At 36.4% G+C, this 4,983-nt stretch carries 6 protein-coding genes; 1 reads left to right on the top strand and 5 read right to left on the bottom strand.

Going from position 1 to position 4,983, the window contains the following annotated elements; translation table 11 throughout:
• Nucleotides 1-193 precede the first annotated feature (193 nt).
• The gene (locus BZK14_RS08590; protein ID WP_077926102.1) at nucleotides 194-403 is read left to right on the top strand and encodes a bacterioferritin-associated ferredoxin; all 210 of its coding nucleotides are present in this window, start codon (nucleotides 194-196) and stop codon (nucleotides 401-403) included.
• A 57-nt stretch (nucleotides 404-460) separates the two neighbouring features.
• Here the strand turns inward: BZK14_RS08590 and BZK14_RS08585 are convergent, their stop codons facing one another.
• The 5 genes from BZK14_RS08585 to BZK14_RS08565 all read right to left on the bottom strand — a co-directional run.
• On the bottom strand, nucleotides 461-1,390 hold the full coding sequence (locus BZK14_RS08585; protein ID WP_077926101.1) for an RluA family pseudouridine synthase: 930 nt from the start codon (nucleotides 1,388-1,390) through the stop codon (nucleotides 461-463).
• Between the two features lie 60 nt (nucleotides 1,391-1,450).
• Nucleotides 1,451-2,509 carry a recombinase RecA gene (gene recA / locus BZK14_RS08580; protein ID WP_077926100.1) on the bottom strand — a complete coding sequence of 353 codons (1,059 nt, stop codon included), beginning with the start codon at nucleotides 2,507-2,509 and terminating at the stop codon, nucleotides 1,451-1,453.
• A gap of 101 nt (nucleotides 2,510-2,610) precedes the next feature.
• Nucleotides 2,611-3,393 carry a TatD family hydrolase gene (locus tag BZK14_RS08575; protein ID WP_077926099.1) on the bottom strand — a complete coding sequence of 261 codons (783 nt, stop codon included), beginning with the start codon at nucleotides 3,391-3,393 and terminating at the stop codon, nucleotides 2,611-2,613.
• A 4-nt stretch (nucleotides 3,394-3,397) separates the two neighbouring features.
• A complete protein-coding gene (locus tag BZK14_RS08570; RefSeq protein ID WP_077926098.1) occupies nucleotides 3,398-3,739 on the bottom strand; it encodes a PilZ domain-containing protein in 342 nt (113 codons plus the stop codon).
• A gap of 23 nt (nucleotides 3,740-3,762) precedes the next feature.
• The coding region (locus tag BZK14_RS08565; protein WP_143691416.1) for a response regulator at nucleotides 3,763-4,983 on the bottom strand (1,221 nt) is incomplete at its 5' end.

Genomic DNA, 4,983 nt, shown 5'->3' with positions numbered 1-4,983 from the left:
AAATTGATAAAGGGCTGATGGATGGTAAGACTGTAAAAGCTGTTTATGAATGGCAGAAAGCAAGCAGTATCAATGCTAATGGTATTTATCATCTTGAATCATTTAAATTATAAAAAATTATCATAAACAAACAACTTGCAAATAGTAATGATTATCACTATTATCTTACAGAGTTCGAAGTAAGAGGTTGTGTATGTATATTTGTATTTGTAATGGCATTACTGATAAAGAGATCAAAGAAGCAGTTGCGAATGGAGCGACACAGTTGTCTGATCTTCAAATGAATTTAGGTGTGGCAACTTGTTGTGGTAAATGTGCTGATGCTGCCTGTTCTTTTTTACCCAATCCTGAGCCTATTCCGTTGGTTGCTAATAACCAAGTGCAGATTTTAAAGAGCAAATGAAATAGAACATCATAAAAATGCCGCAGATATTGCGGCATTTTTTATCATTGAGGAATTTTAACGTAGGTTATTTAAAAACTTATTTAAATCATCGGGTAGTGGAGCACTGAATGCATAATCATATGGTGGCATATCAATCATTAAACTGCTTGCATGCAAGAATATTCTATTCAATCCTTTGGATTTAAATGCCTTATTAGCTTCGAGATCACCATAACGTTCATCACCTAATAATGGGAAGCCTAAACTAGCTGCATGTACACGAATTTGGTGGGTGCGGCCTGTGAAAAGTTTTGCTTCTAGTAATGAGGCTTTTGGATAATGCTCAATGATATCAAAACGAGTATGAGCTTCTTTGCCATTAGGAGAAATAACAACATGGCGTTCACCATGTTCACGGTTTTCAATATCTAATTTAGCATGTTGGTCAAAATGACCTTTATCCCAATAACCTTTCACTAAACATAGATAACGTTTGTTCATAGTTGCTTTTTGTAAATCACGCAAAATTTTACCTGATTTGGCTAGTACCAAGCATCCACTGGTATCTTTATCTAGGCGATGTACTAATTCTAGAAATTCTAACTCTGGGCGTGCTGCTCTTAGTACCTCGATGATACCGTAGGGTAAGCCACTACCTTTGTGTACTGCTATACCTGCCGGCTTGTTGATGACTAATAGCCTATCATCTTCATGAATGATGTGTTTGAGTAATCGTTCTTTCCAGAAAATAGGAATTTCATTTTCGGCTCCAGGTGTTAATGAAACAGGTGGGATGCGAATGGTATCACCAGCATTAATTCGAGTTTCAGGTTTGACTCTACCTTTATTGACTCGAACTTCACCCTTACGAATCATCTGGTAAATACGGCTTTTTGGCAGTGTACGGAATTGAGCCATTAAAAAATTATCAATACGTTGTCCTGATTGATGCTCATTCACAGTGACAAAGCGGACTTCTGTTCGGGTTTCTGTAGGATTTGACATAAAAATTCGAATATAAAAATAAAAAAGCCACCATGGCGGTGGCTTAATTATAAATGAGATTTAGTTTTCAGTCTCATCTAGTTCAAAAGCTTCATCATTAGGATCACCTAATAATATATTTTCAACAGGAAGTGAAAGGAAATATTCACGAACTTGTTGTTCAATTTCTGACGCTAATTCAGGATTGTCTTTTAAAAATTGTTTAACATTTTCTTTACCTTGGCCAATGCGTTTATCGCCATGGCTATACCAAGATCCAGATTTTTCAATGATGTTTGCTTTGACAGCAAGATCAATAATTTCACCTGTGCGAGAGATGCCTTCACCATACATAATATCGAATTCAGTTTGTTTGAATGGTGGGGATACTTTATTCTTAACAACTTTAACGCGTGTTTCTGCGCCAATGACCTCGTCGCCTTTTTTAATAGCGCCAATGCGACGGATATCTAAACGAACAGAAGCATAGAATTTTAATGCATTACCACCAGTAGTTGTCTCTGGATTACCAAACATTACTCCAATCTTCATACGAATTTGGTTGATGAAAATAACTAATGTATTGGATTTTTTAATATTTGCTGTTAATTTACGGAGAGCCTGACTCATTAAGCGAGCTTGCAAGCCCATATGTGAGTCACCCATATCGCCTTCAATTTCAGCTTTTGGAGTTAAGGCTGCAACTGAGTCAATAACAACAATATCAATTGCACCAGAACGTACTAGGGTATCTGCAATCTCTAAAGCTTGTTCACCATTATCTGGTTGTGAGATATAAAGATTTGGTACATCTACACCTAATTTTGCTGCATATACAGGGTCTAAGGCATGTTCAGCATCAATGAATGCAGCAGTACCACCAGCTTTTTGAGCTTCTGCAATAGCATGTAAGGTTAATGTTGTTTTACCTGATGATTCAGGGCCATAAATTTCAATGATACGGCCACGAGGTAATCCACCAATGCCCAAAGCAATATCTAAACCTAAAGAGCCTGTAGATACAGGGATAATATCTGTATCTTCATTCTTATCACCAAAGCGCATAACAGAACCTTTACCGAACTGCTTATCAATTTGGCCAAGCGCAGCTTGGAGTGCTTTGCGTTTATTCTCATCCATTGAAATTCACCTTAGTAGAAATAAATATTTAGTAAAATTATAACATAAATATAACAATAAGTAATATTATTTACTACTTTTTGTTATGTGAAATATAGCTGTTAGTTTAGTTGTACCTTAAAGAGATTTTGAAAATTTTGCGTTGTAATATCAGCCATTTTTTCAAAATTAATTTCTTTTAAATCCGCTAATTTTTCAGCAACATGCTGAACACGTGCGGGATAATTTAACTTACCACGATAGGGTACGGGCGTTAAATAAGGTGAATCAGTTTCCACTAATAGTCGATCTAAAGGAACTTTTTTAGCAACATCTCGTAGGCTTTGTGCGTTATTAAATGTCACAATCCCTGAAAAAGAAATGTAAAAGCCTAAATCTAGTGCTGCTTTTGCCATTGTCCAGTTTTCTGTGAAGCAGTGCATTACGCCACCACATTTTTCAGCTTCATTCTCTTTAAGAATTGCAATAGTATCTTCTCGTGCATCACGCGTATGAATGATGAGCGGTTTTTGATAGAGTTTTGCTACTTCTATCTGCCTAGCAAATATCTCTTTTTGCAGATCATGATCTTCTCCATAATGGTAATCTAAACCTGTTTCACCAATGGCGATAACGCGTGGTTCTTTCATATAGGGAGCAAAATGATCAATAGTAAAGTCAATATCTTTGGCCTTGATATCACCAGGATGAATGCCAAATGATAAAAAGACATTAGAATAAGGTGCAGTTATATCTGCCATATTTTGCCAATCATCGGGATGCACAGAAACACAAAGCATATGCGAAATATTAGCTTTGTGATTTTCTTGCATCAGATTATCAAAATTATGGTCAAACTGAGTAAGATCAATACGATCTAAATGGCAATGCGAATCTATTAACATATCACTACATGGTTAGGGTAAAAGTTGATTTTTTCTTTGCAGAACCAACGCATCGTTTTAAACGCTCATTTAATGGTCCTGCATTCATACCCGTTAATTGTACACCAATTCCTGGTTTGCCTTTCAGAGAGTTTTCAGGATTAATCCATACAACTTTTGTTGCGGCGGGATGACGCTTTCCTGGTTCATCCGGTAAAATCAAAGCGATGAATATTTCATCACCTAGATTAAAATCTACTTTAGCCATGGGAATGAAAAATCCGCCACCCACAATAAAATCCATATAGACATTTGCAACTTGATCGAAGTCTTTAAACTCCAATTGCATTTGTTTACCGACACTCATATAAGCTCCTTATCTTGCTGCAATTAATCTTCTTTATCTAAAAGCTTTTTAATTGTCTGTAAAATTTGTTCTTCTTGATACGGTTTACCACAGTATTCATTTGCACCTATTTCAAAGGCACGATTACGATGTTTCTCACCTGATCGTGATGTTACCATCATCACAGGTGTTTGTAGAAATCTTTCTGTACTGCGTAGATAGGTTAGAACTTCAAAGCCATCCATGCGTGGCATTTCAATATCTAACATGATTAAATCAGGTTGTAAGGTTTCTAAAGTTTCTAACGCATCCATACCATCTTTTGCTGTTGTTACTTGATAGCCTGCACGTTCTAACATGCGCTGGCTAACTCGGCGCATTGTAATTGAATCATCCACAACTAGAATTTTTGCTAATTCATCATGTGTATGGTCAGCTAATGCCTTAGCTTCAGTGATGGCTTTTTCTGTAGAATGCTTGCGTGATGCCTTGATCATTGTTTGTGAGAATGCGGCGATATCTACCGTAAAGATAGTTTCACCACCAGGTGTTACGGCACTACCTGTTAAACCAGGAATATTAGCAATTTGTGGATTTAATGGATACATAATAACTTCGAGCTGCGATAAAATTGATTCAGCACCGATAGCAATTGATTTACCATTGACTTCAAATAATAGATAAATGTAGCTTTGTTCTTGTACATCTGCATCAATATCAGAATAAATCTTAGCAAGATCATAAGCCTCATAGATATGATTATGATATGAAAATTGAGTCCGTTTACCATCAAATATGACATCTTTTTCTTGCGTAACACCAATGATATTATCAATAGGAATCGCATAATTTTGCCCACCAGCATTAACGATAAGTGATTGGACAATCATGAGCGTAGAAGGAATAGAGATTTTAAACGTTACACCAGAATTTGGTACAAACGATAAGCTCGCTGTTCCTTTTAAAATTGTCATAGCTTTGGCTAAAACATCTAGACCAACACCACGTCCAGCATCTTGAGATAGCTGAGTTGCGGTGGTAAAGCCAGGCAGCATAATTAGGTTAACAAGCTCGGTATCATCAATGATTGTATCAGCCTCTATTAATCCTTTTTCGATAGCTTTAATGCGGATTTTTTCAATATTAAATCCTTTACCATCATCTGAAAGCTCAATATTTAAATCAGAACCACGTTTGGATACTTTGAGTGAAATGATGCCATGTTCAGGTTTGCCTGCAGCAATTCTTTCTTCTGGTGATTCAAT

Origin of the sequence: Wohlfahrtiimonas larvae, from assembly GCF_002006755.1 — a bacterium.
GTDB lineage: Bacteria > Pseudomonadota > Gammaproteobacteria > Cardiobacteriales > Wohlfahrtiimonadaceae > Wohlfahrtiimonas > Wohlfahrtiimonas larvae.
The sequence above is the reverse complement of the archived record's forward strand: the minus strand, read 5'-3'. Positions and strand labels throughout refer to the sequence as shown.